This is a genomic window from Pseudomonas sp. NFACC39-1 (assembly GCF_900110355.1).
Taxonomy (GTDB): domain Bacteria; phylum Pseudomonadota; class Gammaproteobacteria; order Pseudomonadales; family Pseudomonadaceae; genus Aquipseudomonas; species Aquipseudomonas tehranensis.
Map to the genome: position 1 here is coordinate 491,146 of NZ_FODL01000003.1, position 16,809 is coordinate 507,954.

At 58.5% G+C, this 16,809-nt stretch carries 14 protein-coding genes; 7 read left to right on the forward strand and 7 right to left on the reverse strand.

Features of this window, described 5'->3' with window-relative positions:
* Window positions 1–148: 148 nt before the first annotated feature.
* Complete coding sequence (locus tag BMY45_RS09025; protein WP_177193326.1) at window positions 149–1,333, forward strand: amidohydrolase; 1,185 nt, start codon at window positions 149–151, stop codon at window positions 1,331–1,333.
* Complete coding sequence (gene cysE / locus BMY45_RS09030) at window positions 1,317–2,138, forward strand: serine O-acetyltransferase (protein WP_092396767.1); 822 nt, start codon at window positions 1,317–1,319, stop codon at window positions 2,136–2,138. The genes BMY45_RS09025 and cysE overlap by 17 nt, the downstream gene beginning before the upstream one ends.
* A gap of 57 nt (window positions 2,139–2,195) precedes the next feature.
* On the opposite strand, the gene BMY45_RS09035 is transcribed toward cysE, so the two are convergent.
* The 4 genes from BMY45_RS09035 to BMY45_RS09050 are packed head-to-tail and all read right to left on the reverse strand — an operon-like array spanning window position 2,196 to window position 6,079.
* Window positions 2,196–2,882 (reverse strand): glutathione S-transferase family protein, encoded by a 687-nt coding sequence (locus BMY45_RS09035; RefSeq protein WP_092396769.1) that lies wholly within the window; start codon window positions 2,880–2,882, stop codon window positions 2,196–2,198.
* Window positions 2,879–3,400: a GNAT family N-acetyltransferase gene (locus tag BMY45_RS09040; RefSeq protein ID WP_092396771.1), complete on the reverse strand. Its 522-nt coding sequence runs from the start codon at window positions 3,398–3,400 to the stop codon at window positions 2,879–2,881. Before BMY45_RS09040 ends, BMY45_RS09035 begins: the two co-directional genes overlap by 4 nt.
* 32 nt (window positions 3,401–3,432) lie before the next feature.
* Window positions 3,433–4,872, reverse strand: coding sequence for an NAD-dependent succinate-semialdehyde dehydrogenase (locus BMY45_RS09045; RefSeq protein ID WP_092396773.1), 1,440 nt, complete (start codon window positions 4,870–4,872; stop codon window positions 3,433–3,435).
* 22 nt (window positions 4,873–4,894) lie between these two features.
* The gene (locus BMY45_RS09050; RefSeq protein ID WP_092396775.1) at window positions 4,895–6,079 is read right to left on the reverse strand and encodes an iron-containing alcohol dehydrogenase; all 1,185 of its coding nucleotides are present in this window, start codon (window positions 6,077–6,079) and stop codon (window positions 4,895–4,897) included.
* Window positions 6,080–6,226: 147 nt separating this feature from the next.
* On the opposite strand from BMY45_RS09050, the gene BMY45_RS09055 reads away from it, so the two are divergent.
* The gene (locus tag BMY45_RS09055; protein ID WP_092396777.1) at window positions 6,227–7,021 is read left to right on the forward strand and encodes an alpha/beta fold hydrolase; all 795 of its coding nucleotides are present in this window, start codon (window positions 6,227–6,229) and stop codon (window positions 7,019–7,021) included.
* A gap of 29 nt (window positions 7,022–7,050) precedes the next feature.
* Here BMY45_RS09055 and BMY45_RS09060 read toward each other — a convergent pair whose 3' ends face one another.
* Both BMY45_RS09060 and BMY45_RS09065 read right to left on the reverse strand, forming a co-directional pair.
* Entirely contained in the window at window positions 7,051–8,817 is a 1,767-nt protein-coding gene (locus tag BMY45_RS09060; RefSeq protein WP_092396779.1) for a S8/S53 family peptidase, read from the reverse strand.
* Between the two features lie 249 nt (window positions 8,818–9,066).
* On the reverse strand, window positions 9,067–9,573 hold the full coding sequence (locus BMY45_RS09065) for a transporter suffix domain-containing protein (RefSeq protein ID WP_092396926.1): 507 nt from the start codon (window positions 9,571–9,573) through the stop codon (window positions 9,067–9,069).
* Between the two features lie 117 nt (window positions 9,574–9,690).
* Here BMY45_RS09065 and BMY45_RS09070 point away from each other — a divergent pair, with 117 nt between their 5' ends.
* The 4 genes from BMY45_RS09070 (at window position 9,691) to BMY45_RS09085 (ending at window position 15,624) form a co-directional block, all read left to right on the forward strand.
* Window positions 9,691–11,217 (forward strand): TolC family protein, encoded by a 1,527-nt coding sequence (locus BMY45_RS09070; RefSeq protein WP_092396781.1) that lies wholly within the window; start codon window positions 9,691–9,693, stop codon window positions 11,215–11,217.
* Window positions 11,210–12,349 (forward strand): HlyD family secretion protein, encoded by a 1,140-nt coding sequence (locus BMY45_RS09075; RefSeq protein WP_092396783.1) that lies wholly within the window; start codon window positions 11,210–11,212, stop codon window positions 12,347–12,349. The genes BMY45_RS09070 and BMY45_RS09075 overlap by 8 nt, the downstream gene beginning before the upstream one ends.
* Window positions 12,339–13,367, forward strand: a complete 1,029-nt coding sequence (locus BMY45_RS09080; protein ID WP_092396785.1) for a DUF2955 domain-containing protein — start codon at window positions 12,339–12,341, stop codon at window positions 13,365–13,367. The genes BMY45_RS09075 and BMY45_RS09080 overlap by 11 nt, the downstream gene beginning before the upstream one ends.
* 319 nt (window positions 13,368–13,686) lie before the next feature.
* On the forward strand, window positions 13,687–15,624 hold the full coding sequence (locus BMY45_RS09085) for a M10 family metallopeptidase C-terminal domain-containing protein (RefSeq protein WP_256573636.1): 1,938 nt from the start codon (window positions 13,687–13,689) through the stop codon (window positions 15,622–15,624).
* A gap of 96 nt (window positions 15,625–15,720) precedes the next feature.
* Here BMY45_RS09085 and dmeF read toward each other — a convergent pair whose 3' ends face one another.
* Entirely contained in the window at window positions 15,721–16,638 is a 918-nt protein-coding gene (dmeF, locus tag BMY45_RS09090) for a CDF family Co(II)/Ni(II) efflux transporter DmeF (protein ID WP_092396789.1), read from the reverse strand.
* Window positions 16,639–16,809 lie beyond the last annotated feature (171 nt).

Genomic DNA, 16,809 nt, shown 5'->3' on the forward strand with positions numbered 1-16,809 from the left:
CATCTGGCAATACGCCCGGCTACAAGCAGGTTTAGTTTTTCTCATCCCTGGCTTTAACGGAAATCGGTTTTCGTCACGAGAGTAGCGGTCATGATAACCGTCGGAGGACGACATCATGATGCTGAGCCACAAGCAACAGCGGCATTTTGTGAACAAGTTGATCAAGCTACGGCAGGTGCTGCACCGTATACCTGAGCTGGCCTACCAGGAGGTGCGCACCAGCGATGTGATCTGTGAAGCGCTGGGGGCTTTGGGTATCCCGTTCATTCGAGGACTCGCCAAGACTGGCGTCGTGGGCATTATCACCAAAGGCAATGCCGGTCCGTGTATTGCGGTGCGCGCCGACATGGATGCCTTGCCAATCACTGAGCGCAACACTTTTGGCCATGTGTCACAGCACCCCGGTTGCATGCATGCCTGTGGTCACGACGGACATATGGCGATGCTGATTGGCGCCGCCGAGTTAATCAACCGGTTTGTCGATTTCAACGGCACGGTGTGTTTGATCTTTCAGCCCGCCGAGGAGGGCCAGGCCGGTGCCAAAGCCATGCTCGACGATGGCCTGCTTGAGCGTTTCCCAATCCAGGCTATCGCCGGTTTACACAACTGGCCTTCGTTGCCGGCAGGAAGTTTTGCTACCCGGCCGGGGGCCTTGATGGCGTCGAGCAACAAGTTCGAGATTCACCTCGATGGCCGTGGCGGTCATGCCGCGCAGCCGCATATTGCGATCAACCCCATTAACGCCGCGGCGCAGTTGTGCCTGGGGTTGCAATCGTTGGTGGCCAGCGAGGTGAATGCGTTGGAGGCTGCGGTTGTGACGGTGACAGAAATAAAAGCGGGCAATGGCTTTAACGTCATCCCCGAGCGCGTAAGTATCCGCGGTACCGTGCGGGCTTTCGACAGCCTGACGGTCGATCGGTTGGCATCAGCGATCGAGCGGATGAGCGAGGGTATAGCCCAAGCTTTCGGATGCAGGGGAACGGTGGATTTTCGCCGCAGTTACCCTGCGCTGATCAACTGTCCGTTTATGGTTGACCTTGGACTGGAAGCGGCTCGGCAGGTGTTCGCAGAGCCGTATGTGCAAGCCCAGGCACAGGCGTCCATGGCAGCTGAGGATTTCGCATTTTTCAGCGAGCGTATCCCTGGTGTTTTCGCCTTCCTGGGATCGGCGCGTCGGTCGGATGATCCACCGCTTCACTCAGCGCATTACGATTTCAACGATGCAATTCTGTATTCGGGGGCGGCCTGGTTTGCGGCGTTCGCGCGTACGTGCTTCGAGGCCATGAGTTCGGCCAAAGACCTGGGAGGTCATGCCTATGTTTCTGATCAATGATGATTTGTTGGACAGCACCGCCGACTCTGGCGTCGATGCCATGCTGTGGAAGGTACTCCGAGCGCAAGCGATGAATGCCCTCGGGCGCCACCCCAGCCTGGGTCACATGGTCAACGAGGCGGTACTTGAGTGCCCGGACCTGGGCTCGGGCATGGCCGCGCGTATCGCGAACCTGCTGGCGCCCCACGATTCCCGTGAGCGTGGCTTGATGCGCGAGGTGTTACAGGAACTCAGTGGCTGTCACGATCTGGTGTGCTGCATGGTGGCTGATTTGAAAGCCGTGGTTCAGCGAGACCCAGCGTATCAGAACGAACTGGAGGTGTTTCTGTTCGCCAAGGGCTTCGCCGCGCTGCAGGCCTACCGCTTCGGTCATGCACTGTTGCAACAGGGGCGTCGCCTGGAAGCGCTGTATCTTCAGGCGCGATGCAATGTAGTACTGGGCATTGATATCAACCCAGGGTGCCGTATTGGTCGCGGCGTGTTGTTGGACCATGGCACGGGAATCGTTATCGGTGAAACAGCCGTGGTCGAGGATAACGTGTCCATCTTGCAAGGCGTTACTTTGGGAGGCACAGGAAAAGATAGTGGTGATCGTCATCCCAAGGTCAGGACTGGAGTGATGATTGGAGCGGGGGCGAAGATCCTCGGCAATATTGAGATCGGTGCGGGGTCCAAGGTGGGTGCCAATAGCGTGGTGCTCAAGGCGGTTCCTGCCAGGACTACGGTAGTGGGGATCCCGGCCTGTGTGGTGGGCCAGCCCAGGCATGAGCGACCGGCACAGGAAATGGATCAATCCATTAGCTAGGGCAGATCAAAAAAAGGCGAGGAGATTGCCTCCTCGCCGACGATGTGATTCCAATATTCAGACGACGGCGAGGCGGGGGTCGAACTCTTCCTTGACTAGACCAAAGGTTTCATAGCCGGGGTGCTGCGACAGACACGCGTAGGGGCTTTGCCAACCTTCCAGGCTGGCGATGCGGCCCAGCCAGTCAATGACAGTCCCAGGCAGATCCACCTGGGCCTGATTACTCCAGAACAGATAGCCGGCCAGGGAGAAGTCAGCGATGGACAACTCGTCGTCCAGAATGAAGCGGCGACCATCGCGCAACTCTTTGTCTAGTCTGCCGATGTCTTCTTTGAACCGACTGGCCAACCATTGCACGGCACCCGGTGGGTAATCATCGGGGAAGTAATTTCGGGCCAGGCGCAGGTGCGGCAGTGACAGGCCAAGTTTGTTGGCTTCCCACATCAGCCATTCCTTGCACGAGAGCGTGCCTTTGCGCCCGCTACCGCCGAACAGCCCAAGGGTATCGGCCAGTTCGATCAGGATGGCGTTGGATTGCACGTAGTGCGTCTGGCCGATGCTCACCAGTGGTACTTCACCAAAGCGCGCCAGACTTAACGACCTGAATGGTTCGGGGCGTGCGTCCCGCTCAACGAGAATATCCACTTGGCGATAGGTGTAATTCACCTTGGCCACATCCAGCATTAACTTGACCTTATAGCTGTGTCCGGACTCCGGGTGGCCGTACAGGGTGATCGGATTCATGGGCATTGCTCCTCTCGGGTGTGGGTCATCCAGTGGACATCGATCCAACCGATAGGCGTTTCGATTGCCTGAGGCCACAGCCCGATGTCCTTGAAGCCGGCTTTGCGGTAGCAATTGATCGCCAGCAGGTTCTCTTTTTTTACGCCCAGGTCGACCCGGGCAACGTTGAATCGGGTATACGCCAGTGCCAACGCCTGACGCAGGATGGCCTGGCCATAACCCTTGCCACGTGATTCGGGATCGCCGATAAGGATCCGCGCAAAGCGCAAGGACAGATGTGGCCAAATGTCCGAAAACTCGATGTGGCCGATCAATTTTTCGTCCTGGTCCACCACGGCGTAGAGGAAACGCCATGGATAACGTTCTTGGGCCTTGGCCAGATAGCGTTCAAGTTGTTCCTTGTCCAGAGGATAGGTAAAGGTGGCTCCTGCCCACAGGGAAAGGGTTTGTGGCCCATCGATCCAGGAAATAACCGTATCGAAATCACTATCTTGAAAGGTTCTGAGGGTGATGTTCATCGTGTTGCCTCATGTGCAATGCGGCGTATTTTTCAGGGCCGGGTCAGTTCGCTGACAAAGACAGTGGACAAATAATTGTCGTAAGTCTCCATGCCGCCTTCGCTGCCGTAGCCACTTTCCTTGATTCCACCGAAGGGCGTTTCCGGCATGCCGAGACCGTAGTGGTTGATCGAAATCATGCCTGCTTCCAAGCCTTCGACGAGCTTGGCGCATTCTTGGCGATCCTCGCTGAATCCATAGGCAGCAAGGCCATAGGGGAGTGCATTGGCCAGCTCGATCACGGTGTCCAGATCGTCGAACGTGTTGACCGGGATCACCGGGCCGAAAGGTTCCTCCTGCATGAGACGGGCGCTTGCAGGCACATTGGCGAGCACCGTGGGCTGGAAATAATTTCCCGGCCGGTCCATCCGGCTGCCACCCGTCAGCAGGCTGGCGCCTTCGGCCAGGCTGTCATCTATGAGGTCTTGGAGACGTTTTATTTGGCGCTCGTTACACAAGGGCCCCATTTTGGTCTCAGGGTCCATGCCATCGCCCACCTTGACCTTGCAGGTCTTGTCAAGAAGGGTGGAGACGAACTTATCCATCACTGACTCGTGGACATAGAAACGCGAAGGGGAAATGCAAATTTGCCCGGCGTTACGGAACTTGGCTTCCACCAGCAAGGTGCACACCTTGTCGATATCACTGCTGGCGCAGACAATCACAGCAGCATGGCCGCCCAGTTCCATGCTGACCCTCTTCATTTTCGCCCCCGCCTGGGCCGCGAGTTTTTTCCCCACGGCAATGGAGCCTGTGAATGAGACTTTGGCAATGACCGGGGAGTCGATCAGATAGCTGGAGATTTGTTCAGGGTCCCCCCAAACCAGGTTCAGGCAACCCTCGGGCAGACCTGCCCGATGAAAGATATCGGCGAGCGCCGCGACCGCCGAAGGCGCTTCCTCGGGTCCCTTGAGAATCAGCGTGCAGCCGGCACCCAATGCTGCGCAGACTTTGCGAATGGCTTGGTTGAAAGGGAAGTTCCAGGGTGTGAATGCGCAACACACGCCCACCGGCCTTTTAACCACCAATTGACGAACCTTGGGATTTCGAGCGGGGATCAGTCTTCCATACAAACGCTTGCATTCTTCGGCGTGCCATTTGGCGTGCTCTGCACAAAAACGCACTTCTGCAAGGGCTTCGGCCAGGGGTTTGCCTTGATCGAGGGTCATCCGGGCGGCGATGGATTCGGCTTCGCTCAAGATAATGCGGTAGGCCTCATAGAGCACTTTGCTTCGCTCTTCGGCGCTGCAAGCTCGCCACTTCAGGAACGCTTGTTGCGCGACCTTCAGGGCGTGGTCCAGGTCACCGAGTTGGGCACAGGCCAAGCGTCCGAGTTTCTGATGGGTACTGGGGTTTATGATGTCGATGCAAGGCTTGTCATCGTGAGGGTAAATCCACTCACCGTTGATAAACAAACCAATGTCCTTATACATATGACCTCCTTTGGGTGCTGGCTCAGCGTCCGAACCAGGCGTTGTCGATGATGGTTTTGTAATGTTGTTGCGAGAGGGTTTGCGGATTTGTCCGCGCGGTAGGGTCTGCCGTAGCCAGTTGTGCGATGTACTCGGAGTCGAAGGGTTCGTGGATGATTTGGCTCAGGCGACTGGGTATTCCCAGATCCGCCAGGAACTCTCTGAGCCAGGTGACGAAAGACTCATACCCAGGCTGCAGCAGGTTCAGGTTTTCGCTGAGCCGGACGAGTTTGTCCTCAATGACCGGGCGGTTGTAGGCGACCACATAGGGCAGTAACACGCCATTGGTCAGGCCGTGGTGCGTTCCGTACACGCCACCTATGGAGTGGCTGACTGCGTGCACGGCGCCCAAGCCTTTGTGAAAGGCCACGGCGCCCATCAAGGCGGCGGCGCTCAGGTAACAGCGCGCCTGCAGGTTGCTTCCCTCCCGGAAAACGATAGGTAGCCATTGCTTGATCAAGCACATGGCCTGGAGGGCGATGCCGTCTCCCATCGGATGGAAACCGTTAGCGCAATAGGCTTCAAAGGCATGGGAAAACGCATCGATCCCCACCGCCGCCGAGATGGACGCCGGCACCGTCAGGGTCAGTGTCGGGTCGACGATCACCAGGCTGGAGAGCATCTTGGGATGGAATATCAGCCGTTTGCGATTATCCAGTGTGTCCAGCAGCACGGCGGCCCGACCGACCTCCGCGCCCGTTCCTGCGGTGGTTGGCACACTGATAATCGGCGGGAGATTGTCATTCGCTGCTTTCCAGAGGTTGGGCAGGCTTTCGAAGGTCCAGATCGGTTTGGTTTGCACCGCCATGAAGGCGATGGCCTTGGCCAGATCCAGAGCACTCCCGCCACCGATGCCGATGACCGAGTCTCGGGCGGACTCATTGAAAATACCGATGCCTCTGTCGAGCATCTCGGTATCTGGATCGGAGCGAAAGCTGGAAAAAATCTTCAGATCAATGCCCGCCTGGCTGCAACGCTCCAAGGCACGGACGATCAGTGGATGCTCCACCAGCATTGTATCAATGACTACCAGAGGCCTGTGTTTGCCCAGTAGCACGCATCCATTGACCAGTTCGCTGATCCGTTCGACACCAAACCAGATGGGGGTGGGGTAACTCCAGTCGGCACTGAACTGCTGCGAATTGAACGTTGAGTTGATCGTCTGCATGGCGTTCCTCCTTTTGGCCTTTTTAGGTTGTGTACAGGGAGGAGTTCAACGCACAAAAGCTGATTCCACGGTTTAGAAAAAATGACCTGAACAATGCGTGAGAGGGCTTAAGATCAAAGAGGAACCTGGCTTGGGGAAAGTGCGTAGATGTTGAATCTGATTGAGCTCAACGCAAGCGGAGAAATTTGCCTGGTATTGATCCATGGCACAGCAGGTAGTCCGCATTCCACCTGGGAAAGGTTTGTCAGTCACCTGAACGGGGCGTATCGGGTTCTGGCGGTCGACCTGTCGCGTCTGGAGCAGGCGAGCGCAGCAACGCAGACGGTAACGGAGTTGGGCAGACTGATTGCCAGACAGATTCAGGAGCGCGCGGTTGAAGGCGTTCACCTGATAGGGTATTCACTGGGTGCGGCGCTGGCGATTGAGGTGGCCAGCGTCGTTCCCCGGCATATCTTGACGCTGAGCTTGATCGCGCCGTTTGACAATGCCCGTGACCCGCTGGTACGTAGCACCTTTGAACATTGGCATCGGCTGCTCGAGAAGAACCCCAGGGAGCTGGCGACCAACATTATCAGCCAAGGCTTTTCCGCCGCGTGGTGCCGGGCCATGGGACCCGCGCAGGTAGCTGTTTACAGCGAGGCGTTTTATCTACGGGTTCATTGGCCCGGTGTCGTCGTCCAGTTGGCCCTCAACCTATCCCTGGATGTCGCGTCGCAGGTCCCGCGGATTCAGTGTCCGACGGCGGTGATCATTGGCTTGGACGACCGGTTGGTCCCGGTCAGGGTGAGTGTTGCGTTGTATCGACGATTGGCCAACGGCAGCCTGTTTTCCCTGCCATGTGGGCACTTGTTGACGGCCGAGGATCCCCAGGGCCTGGCACAGATTGTTCAATCCTTTATCGCCCTGTTCGCCGCCGCACCAACTGCACCAGACTGCTTGTGATCCGCCGGCCAGGAATCCGCGAGCATGATTCAACGCACGCGCGTACGACTCTGCTCCGCCAGGTCCAGCGCTTTTTGCATGTCCAGTCGCGCCGAACGCCCCACGTCCTTGTCGTTAAGCTGATAGCTGCGCTCCGACGGCAGGATGGGGGCGGTTAGGTCCTCGCCGTCCATGCGTTCGAAGTCGTGATTTTCACCGATGGTCATGGCGCTGCGCCGTAGCAGCATGCGCAGTTGCTCGGGCTGAAGTTGCGGGTTGATGGACAGCATCGCCGCCAGCAGGCCCGCGACCATGGGTGTGGCGTAGGATGTGCCGCAATGCACTGCGCCGTTTTCGCCGGCGCGGGTGGTCGAGGCGTGGGCGCAAGCGGCGGCGGTGATGTCCACGCGCATGTCGATATTCGAGGAGCTGCGCTGGACCGCATAGGCCGGGTCATCGACGGCCACCCCGGCGCGCTCGCTGCGCTGGTGTCCGCCGACCACCAGCAGTTGTTCGGTGATGAACGAAGAGGGCAGGCGGTACTCATCGGTGCCCGAGAACGACGACCCATTGCCGGCGGAGTTCACCACCACCACGTCGGGATGCTCCTTGCGCAGCCACAGGAAAAACTCTTCCAGCAGTTCCTCGTAACCACTCATGGCGATGCCTGAGCGCAACAGCGAGTCGACTTCATCGCCTTTGACGTTTTTCGCGCCAACGCGGTGAATGCCCCAGCTCCAGTTGAGCACCCGCACGCCGTCCTCCACGAGGTTGACCGAGGCGGCGATGTTGGCGGTGATCCCGGCATCGGAATTGCGCTCGACAATGACTTCGAAGCCCCCACTGGCTTTGTCCAGACCCCGGAGAAAACCGGTGTTGCCACCGTCATCCCAGCGCGCGGCGAGGATGCCGGCGACGGTGGTGCCGTGGTTGTCTGGTGTGTTCGCGTCGCGCGCATAAACGCAGGTGCGCGGCAGTGAGCAGTCGCCGAGGTAGTCGGCGAAATCGGCGGTGTCGAAATCCACGTTACGTTCGATCAGGCCGATGCGCACCGGTTGTGGGCGGGTGGGCGGTTGCCGCGCGGGTATGCGCCGCTGGTAGTAGTTCACCGCGTCGAGAAAACGATTGGCGGCCCACTCATCGGAGTCCAGGGCCGGCTTTTTCGGTTCTTCAGGGCGGTTGGCGGCTTGCTCGGCCTCTTCGGCTGCCGACTCCTCGATCACCACGGCATCGACGCTGGTCTCACTGCCCATCCGCAGCACCAGCGCGTCGCGCTGCACCAGGTCCTTGGCCGGCAAACGAAGCTGGTACAGGTTCAGGGGAGCAATACTGCCAACGACCGTGGCGCCGTATTTTTGGGCAAGACGCTCAGCTTCCTGGCGCCCATCGTGATTCTCCTCGATCAACAGGCTGACCAGATCGACGTAGGTGCTCAAGCCGTCCATGTTCTTCGCCACTTCGTCTGGCCCGGCGGCCCGTACGTGACTGTTGCGCAGGCTCAGCCAGGCTGCATTGCTGACGCGCTGTCCGTCTTCCAGCCAAAGAGGGCCGCTCTGATAGGCGGCGCTGTCCAGGCGCACGCGCAGGGTTTCGCCTTCGCGCTGGACAATGAGCGCGGGTAGCGTCTTTTCACCCAGTTTCAGTTGTGGTGTTTGATTGCCCAAGCCGCGCACGGTCAGGCACCAGTCCTGGTGCTGGTTTTGCAGCAGGTCACCGCAGCGGTCCAGGCGTTCCAGGCGCAGCGGTTCTTGTGCGGCGGCCGCAGTGTAGGCGGCCAACGTGAGCAACGTAGCGAGGACAGCGAATCGTAAGGACATGGGTCAGGTTTCTTTGCCGAGGGACCTGGTGTTCCGACTGCTCCGTCGCCTGTTTCGTTCAGCGAGAAGAGCAACGGCGGCTGACTCGGAGCGTCTGGGCAGAAAACCATTCAATCAGTGATCTATAACCCCTTCGCCAGCCCCCGAGCCAGCATGACGAAGTCGAAAGCGACTCGCGGTTCGAAGCCGGCTGCCTCGCAGGCAGTTAAACGTCCGCTTGAGTTGAAAGCCTTCGTTTCTATCGTCGACTCACGTCGTACTTGAGTCTGAAACACGTGCAGTTCGCACAAATAACGCGTGTACCTTCTCCCAAAAATTCCCCCCGAGTACAAAAAAGCTGCTAATCAGCATGATGTCACCCAACAGTTGAGCCTGCCAGAGGTTCGGTCTGAGACCTGGCCAGAAGGCATCGACGTAAGGCTCGAGAAATGAGCAGATCAACGGCAAGCAGAACATCACGATGCCGATTCGATGACGAACCGGGCCAACTTCGTCCTTCATGGAAGGCACAAGCCCGGACACGTAACCGACCAAGCTGCCCTTCAACTGCTGGAAGCCGGCCTTGCCCATGACGGCGATGACCAGAATCAGCAGGACTTTGTTGCTGATAAACAGCACTCCAGTCAGCGCTGCGATTTTTGAACCAGGCACATCGAGCGCTGCCGCGACCGGCACCATTAACCAGGAGCCAAGCATCAGACAAATGATGGCTATACCCAGTTTGAATCGCCATTTAGCGGTATGGGGAGAATTCATGGTTGCCGTACCTTTTTGACTGGACTTATCAAATGTGACGATGCTTGAAGAGCTTAGCAGTCTGCGGGCGATCAGGGCGTCTATGCTCCTGTAGTCTTCCTTGACTGGGAAAAACGCATGCATCTGACGCGATCGGGCCAACTGCTAGTGTTTGGAGTGCTCGGCTTGAGTGGCTGCGTGCGCCTGGGGCCAGACTTTCAGTCACCGAGGGAGGCGTGGCCAGGACATTGGACGACTCCTGCCCTTGAGCAAGTCAGCCAACGCAGCCGGACCCCGGACTTTCGTCAATGGTGGCAAGTTTTCGGTGACCCGGTCCTCAATCATCTCATTGCCGAGGCGGATGCCAACAATTCAGACCTTAAAGTTGCTGGTCTGCGGGTGATTGAGGCGCGGGCTCAGTTGGGTATTGCCCAGAGCGGGCGTTACCCACAACTGCAGCAAGCCAGCGCCGACAGTCTGTACTTCAACCGTAATCAATCCGGCGGGAGTCATCCGCAAAACAGTCATTTCTGGCAATACAGTGCGGGGTTCGACATGGGTTGGGAGTTGGACTTCTGGGGGCGTTTCAGTCGCGCCATTGAATCATCCGATGCCAGTTACTTCGCCGCCCAGGCCAATCTCGAAGACGGGCTGGTTCTGCTACGCGCCCAACTGGCCAGTACTTACTTTTCGCTGCGTACCACCGAAGCACGTTTGCGTGTGGCTAAGGAAAACGCCAAACAGCAAAAACGTAACTTCGAGATAACCGAGAGGCTATTCAAGAGCGGCCAGAATGCAGAGCTCGACCTGCAACAAGCCAGAACTCAATACCTGGGCACCCTCAGTACCATCCCCAACTTCGAGGATCAGATTCTGCGTACCCGTAACTCGTTGTCCGTATTGATTGGACGGCCGCCCGGCGCGCTACCGCAACTGGTCGAAAATGAAGGATGGATTCCGCTGGTGGACCGTGCAGTGCTGCAGGATGTACCGGCTAATCTGCTGCTGCGCAGGCCCGACGTGCGTGCAGCCGAGCTCAATGTCGCGGCTCAGTCGGCCCTGATCGGTGTGGCCGAAACCGATTTCTATCCGTCGCTGACCTTGCTGGGCAGCATCGTTTGGACGACTGATACGCTCAATGGCACGCCCAGGAGTCTGGACCTGATCGGTGGCCCGAGTCTGCGCTGGAATCTGTTCGACCATGGCCAGATCAGTAACAACGTGCGCGTGCAGGATGCGCGGTTGCAGCAACTGATCGAAGGGTACCGCGAAAAGGTGCGCCAAGCTGCACGCGAGGCAGATGACGCAGCTAATGGACTGATCAAGTCCCTGGAGCGCGAAGCCATCCTGCGTGAGGCCGAAGTCGCCGCCAAGCGCTCGCTGGTGCTGGCCAACGCCCTGTATCGGGAAGGGTATTCGGACTTCCAGCGGGTGCTCGACTCGCAACGCGCGCTGCTAGAGCAACAGGACAATTACCTGGTCAGCCGCAGCAATGCCGTCAGCAATGTGATTGCCCTATACAAAGCGCTGGGCGGCGGTTGGTACAGCGTCCGACCGAAAGTTGATCCGGCCACCCGCCAGCAAATGGAAGAGCGCTCGGACTGGGGCAATTTGCTGGATGAGCCTTCAGCAGCGGAACCCAAAAAGGTCAACAATCATGAGTGAAGTCGCGCAGTCCTCCCCCGATGCCTCTTCCCCCGAGGCGGCAGAACCGCCAGCTGAACCCGCGCCAAAAGGCATCAAGTGGGTACTGATCTTAATCACACTGAGTCTGGCCTGGTACTTGTTGGCTGACCGCTTTACGCCTTATACGCAACAGGCTCGAGTAGGTGCCTTTGTGATTCCGGTGGCTGCGGAAGTGGCTGGCCGAGTCATCCGCGTCAACGTGCGGAACAATCAGGACGTCAAGGCAGGAGACGTGCTGTTCGAAGTGGATCCTCAGCCATATCAGATTGCCGTCGACCGTGCGCGTGCAGATCTTGAGTCCACCCGTCGACAGATCGGTGCCAGCACCGCCGGCATAGCCGCGGCTCAAGCCAATTTGCGAGCGGCCCAGGCGAATGAACTCAAGGCGCAGCAGGATAACCAGCGGCTCGAGGGTTTGTACCGCGAAGACCCAGGCACCATTTCCGTACGCTTGCTCGAAGTATCTCGTGCCAACTACCAACAAGCGGTCAGCCAGGTTGCCGCCGCCCGTGCCGAGGTCCAGCGCGCGCGCGAGCAAGAGGGCGGCAGTGCGGAAAACAACGCTTTGCTGCGCAGCGCCGCCACCGCGTTGTCGAAAGCTGAACTCGATCAGGCTAATACACAGATTCGCGCACGTTCGGCAGGGTTAATAACCGATCTACGCACCGACGCGGGGCAGTTCGCGGCCATCGGCAGCCCAGTCATGACCCTGATCGCCATCCATGATGTATGGATCAGCGCAGACATGACCGAAAACAACCTCGGTCTGGTCAAGCCCCAGACACCGGTTGCGATCGTTCTGGATGCATTGCCAGGCGAAGTGTTCGACGGGCATGTGCGCAGTGTCGGTTACGGCGTCAGCGTGGGTCCAACGACGGCGCCCGGTACATTGCCAACTGTGCAGAACAGCCGGGATTGGCTTCGTCCGGCACAGCGTTTTCCGGTGATCATCGAATTTTCCGAGGATTCAATGGCCAGGCTGCGTGACACTCGCGCGATACGTGCCGGTGGCCAAGCCGAGGTCATGGCTTTCCCCTCTCAAAGCAACCCGCTGAACCCACTGGGCCGCTTATTTCTGAGACTGATGAGTTGGCTGTCTTATGTCTACTAAGCGGACGCCGAGGACTCAGCGGGCGTTACGCCTGGCTACAGGCACCGCGCTGTGCCTTGCGATCAGCTTCGGCGTGGCCTTGCCGATTCCCTTTATCGCGCCCGTGCTTGCGGTACTTTTGATCGCCACCCTCAATCGTCCGTTGCAACTCAAGGCCGGACTGACACTTGCACTGGCCGCGATGTTAACCACCGGTGTAGGCCTATTGCTTATCCCAATCCTGCGCTACTACCCGTTCAGCGGCATTCTCCTGGTCGGCGTGAGCCTGTTCCTGGTTTTTCGCTTGGGTCTGCGTGGCGGCAATAACCTGATCGTCACGTTTCTGGTGATCGGGCTGACCATGATCTCCTCAGCTGGCTTCGTCGATTTTGACTTGGCGATGATGATCATCGGTGCATTAGTTAAAGGCTTGATCCTCGCCGTCATGGTGCTGGCGATAAGTCATTGGCTGTTTCCCGAGTCAGCCCATACGCCGTCACCACCCGCGGCCCCGACCCTGCGAGCGGAAGACGTCGACAGGGTTGCGCTGCGCGCTGCGCTGATTGTATTACCGGCGTTTCTGGTGGCCCTGATTGATCCGGCCGGTTACCTGCCCATTGTCTTGAAAGCGGTCAGCCTGGGTCAGCAGAGTTCCGCAACGACGTCGCGTAATGCCGCACGCGAATTGCTTGGCTCGACCTTGTTGGGAGGCCTGCTGGCGGTGTTGTTCTGGTGTGCACTCAGCCTCTTTGTACACCTATGGATGTTCTTCCTTTGGATGCTGCTGTTCGGTCTCGCGCTGGCGTGCAAGCTATATGGACTAAGCCCCACACGCTTAAGCCCGGGGTTCTGGCTCAACAGCTTGATCACGCTGATTATTCTGCTGGGCCAGTCGGTTCAAGACAGTATTGCAGGCAAGGATGTCTACACGGCGTTTGCCGTACGCATGGGACTGTTCATTCTCGTGACGCTGTATGCCTGCCTGATGGTTCATATTCTGGATCAGCGACAACCAAGACAAGCTCAGGAATTAATCTGATTGGATAAAACGCCTCATGGTCGCTACTTTTCTGAGCCAGCGAATCGTAGTTCCTCAGATGTTGGCCGTGGCCAAGCGGCGATTGGATTCAGAGTCCCGCGATGAGTAAAGCTTCAGCCAGCCTGGCGTTACCTTGCGCAGCTCCGCAGATTGGTTGCATCGATAGCAGCGTAGAAGCTCGTCCAAGAACCTCTCTTCGTTTAGTAAAGTGGCAACCAGACTCAAGCGTGTCTATTGTTTTTGGCGACAGATTGCTATCGGAGGCATGGACATGAGTCAGAGCATCTCGCCCACAGCTTCAGCTGTGGGGAACACGGGCATGGTAGCCACGACCTTATGGGGCTCGGACAACATCGGCGGTATCACGGTCGATCCGGACGGTGCTATCTGGCTTGGCGCTTACAGTCGCCTGGGGCTGGGAGGCGAAGAGGATTCAGGCTTCACCGGCAGCCTGGTCCGGTTCAATGCCAACGGTAGCCTGGACCGCAACTACAGTGGAGACGGTAAATCCCTCCTGCCTGTGTCGCTCGATATCGAGGACGGCGGTAATGCTGCGGTGCAGCCGGGAGGAGGCTATCTGGTGGCGCAATACGTGAAAGTAGGCGACGCCTGGGTGTCGGGCATAACGCGTAACTTGGCTGACGGCAGCCTCGATACGAGTTTCGGGAACGGCGGCACCGCGACAGTGCCTTTCTACTGGAATGACTCTCTAGGCCAGCAAGCGTCGTTCTCGGTACAACGCGACGGCAGTTTTTTCGCGAGCGCTGCGTATCCCTCTGGGGAGATCTATATCGCCCGCTTCGACGCGACAGGGGCCTTGGTCTCGTCTTTCGCAGAGGCAGGGGTCCTGCACCTACCCGCGTCCATCGGTATTCAACCCAGCGCCACGATCGACGTTTCGCTGCAGGGCGACGGGAAGGTATTGGTCACGGGGCGAGATACGCTGACCCGCCTCAACCAGGACGGTACCCTGGATAGCAGCTTTGCCAACGGCGGCAGCCTGGCCCTGGATATTCACGCAGACGCCCTCGTCATCCAGGATGACGGAAAAATCCTGCTGGCGGGCGCCTCGGGCGGCGTGGCGAGCGTCATTCGACTCAACGCCGACGGCTCCCTCGACAGCGATTTCGGTGATCAGGGTCGGGTAAGTTGGGGCTCGCAAAGCGCGCCTTTCGCCGTAGCCGACATGATCGTGCTGGCCGACGGCAAGCTGTTGATCGGCGCAATGCAAGGCACGAGCGCGGACGGCTATCTGGCGGCCTTGGTTCAGTTGAACCCCGACGGTAGCCTGGACCACAGCTTTGGCAATCCCGACGACGGCTATTACCACCTTGACGGTGGCCGCGATGATGACTTCTTGCTGGGTACCGCCTCGTTCGACGATGCGATCGTTGGCGGGGCCGGTAACGATCTGCTCGATGGCCAGCAAGGTCGCGACCTGCTGACGGGCGGTGCCGGAGCCGATACTTTCCGTTACGAGTCAGTCACAGATAGCTACCGAACCGCAACCACGGCCCATAGCGACCGAATCACCGACTTCGACCCCAACACCGATACGATCGACCTCTCGTCCATGGGCTTGCTCGGCCTGGGCAATGGATATGACGGAACGCTGGCGATACGAGTCAATGAAAGCGGGACGCGGACTTACCTCAAAAGTTTCGATGCCAACGCGGATGGGGAACGCTTCGAATTGGTCTTCGACGGTGACTTGGGCCAAACGCTGAATGAAACCAACGTCCTGTTCCAGCACGCCAGTTTGATGGGCACCGAAGAGGCTGATCGTTTACAAGGCAACGCTCGAGGCGAAATCATCGAAGGGTTGGCGGGCGATGATCGCCTTTATGGAGCGTTAGGGAATGATGTATTGGTTGGCGCAGAGGGTCGGGACCTATTGGTGGGTGGCGGTAACAACGATGTGTTCCGCTTCGACGCACTGAGCGACAGCTACCGTACCGCCACTGAAAACCACACTGATCGCCTGATTGACTATACCGCGGGTGAAGACACTATCGATTTGTCCGCCTTGGCCTTTACCCGGCTGGGGAATGGTTACAACGGCACGTTGGACGTGGTGGTCAATGAAGCCAAGAACCTGACTTACTTGAAAAGCTACGAAGCCGACGCCAATGGGGCTCGATTCGAGTTGAGCTTGGCAGGGGACCACTCCGGTTACCGTAACCTGGACATCATCTTCGCCGAGCCCTCGGGAGAAGAGGTCTTTCAATTGATCGGAGTGGCTGACCTCTGGGTGTAGAACGCAAACCTGGTTATTCCTTGCCTTTGGCAGCTTGCTGAGCGGTCTAGGGGCATTGCGGGTTCCTTTCGAGGCGATGGTGGGGGAGGCGCTGAGTCAGGCCGATCGAAACTCGACCGTCAGATGGCTGACTTCGTGAACCGGCTTGAGGCGTTCACGAATGCTGTCGGCGCTCGCAGTGGCGTGACCAACGACGCTGACGATGGCCGCATGGGCTTGCGGCCCAACCCGCCAGACGTGCAAATCTGTGAGGGTGGCATCCCCCGGCGTTTCAACCCGTTCGCGGATTTCCTCGGCGATGTGCACATCTGTCTGATCCAGCAGTACACCTGCGGTGACCCCCATCAATGTCCATGCCCAGCGCGCAATAACGATGGCGCCGACAATGCCCATGACCGGGTCCAGCCACACCCAACCGAGATAGCGGCCGGCGAGCAGTGCCACAATGGCCAGAACCGAAGTCAGCGCGTCCGCGATGACGTGGGCGTAGGCGGACTTCAGGTTGTTGTCGTTCCCGTGGTGGGCATGGCCATGATCCTCATGATCGTGCCCATGATGGTGTCCGTGGCCCAGCAGCAGGGCGCTGACAATGTTGACGATCAAACCGGCAATAGCGATGAGCGTAGCCGTGCCGAACTGAACGTCCGTTGGCTGCAAGAGGCGCAGGACAGACTCAACGCCAATTCCCAGGGAAACCATACCGAGAATCAGTGCCGAGGCGAACCCGCCCAAGTCTCCAACCTTGCCGGTACCGAAACTGTAGCGCTGGCTGCAAGCGTGGCGTTTTGCGTATCCATACGCGAACGCCGCGATGCCCAATGCGCCGGCATGGGTTGCCATGTGAAAACCATCTGCCAGTAACGCCATTGAGCCGGTGATATAGCCGGCGGTGATCTCGCCAACCATCATCACCATGGTTAGTGCCACCACCCAAAGCGTGCGCTTGGCGTTTTCGTCGTGCCCTGAGCCAAGGAACACGTGGTCATGTGTGTGGTTGATGTGAGTGCTGTTCATGAGTGTGTACCTGAATGGGTTCACTTGGAGTAACGACGAATGGCTTCAAGCAGTTCTTCGACGGCCTTTACCTTTGGCAACGAAAGCCTTCAGCTGCCGCCGAGACGATCCCAGGGGCAACCCTCCCTGAAGCATAGGTACTCCACCCGCCACCGGCAGCCCCGACTCGCT